Source organism: Glycomyces sp. NPDC021274 (genome assembly GCF_040641195.1).
Classification (GTDB): Bacteria; Actinomycetota; Actinomycetes; order Mycobacteriales; family Micromonosporaceae; genus Glycomyces.
Window position 1 is genome coordinate 1 of record NZ_JBFADC010000140.1, and the last position, 1,030, is coordinate 1,030.

Genomic DNA, 1,030 nt, shown 5'->3' on the forward strand with positions numbered 1-1,030 from the left:
ACCCTTGAAAGAGTGCGTAATAGCTCACTGGTCGAGTGGTTTTGCGCCGATAATGTAGCGGGGCTGAAGTGCACCGCCGAAGCCGTAGCAATGCCCAGCAGTTACGACTGCTGGGGTTGGGTAGGGGAGCGTCGTACATGGGGTGAAGCTCCGGGGTAACCCATGGGGTGGACTTTGTACGAGTGAGAATGCAGGCATGAGTAGCGAAACACAGGTGAGAATCCTGTGCGCCGATTGACTAAGGGTTCCAGGGGACGGCTGTTCCGCCCTGGGTTAGTCTGGGCCTAAGGCGAGGCCGAGAGGCGTAGTCGATGGATAACCGGTTGATATTCCGGTACCCGAGTACCGCGTATGAGTGATAGCGGTTGTGCTAACCGGCTGCAAGCCGGCGGGCGCTGACCTTCGGGTCGGTACTCGTCAGTGAGTGGTTGGGGTCCTTTCCGTGTGTAGCGTAGTGATGGAGTGACGCAGTGGGGTAGCTGTACCGTCTGGTGGATTAGGCGGGGTAAGGTGGTAGCCCGCATTCCCAGGTAAATCCGGGGGTGCCCAGTTAGGTCTGGAGGGTGAGCGCTGAAGCATAGCTCTTTTGAGTGAATTCGGTGATCCCGTGCTGTCGAGAAAAGCTTCTAGCGAGTGGTAGTCGGCCAGTACCCTAAACCGACACTGGTGGTCAGGTAGAGTATACTGAGGCGTTCGAGTGATGTGTGGTTAAGGAACTCGGCAAATTGCCTCCGTAACTTCGGGAGAAGGAGGGCCCTTTCTGGTGGTGCATGCGCACGGAAGCTGGAGGGGGTTGCAGAGGCCAGGGGGAAGCGACTGTTTACTAAAAACACAGGTCCATGCGAAGCCGTGAGGTGAGGTATATGGACTGACGCCTGCCCGGTGCTGGAACGTTAAGAGGATCCATCAAGCCGTAAGGCTGCAGTGGTGAATTGAAGCGCCAGTAAACGGCGGTGGTAACTATAACCATCCTAAGGTAGCGAAATTCCTTGTCGGGTAAGTTCCGACCTGCACGAATGGCGTAACGACT

1 rRNA gene is annotated in these 1,030 nt (G+C 56.5%); it reads left to right on the forward strand.

Annotated elements, in window-relative coordinates:
• Positions 1 to 1,030, forward strand: a 23S ribosomal RNA gene (locus tag AB0I03_RS27175); the annotation flags it as partial.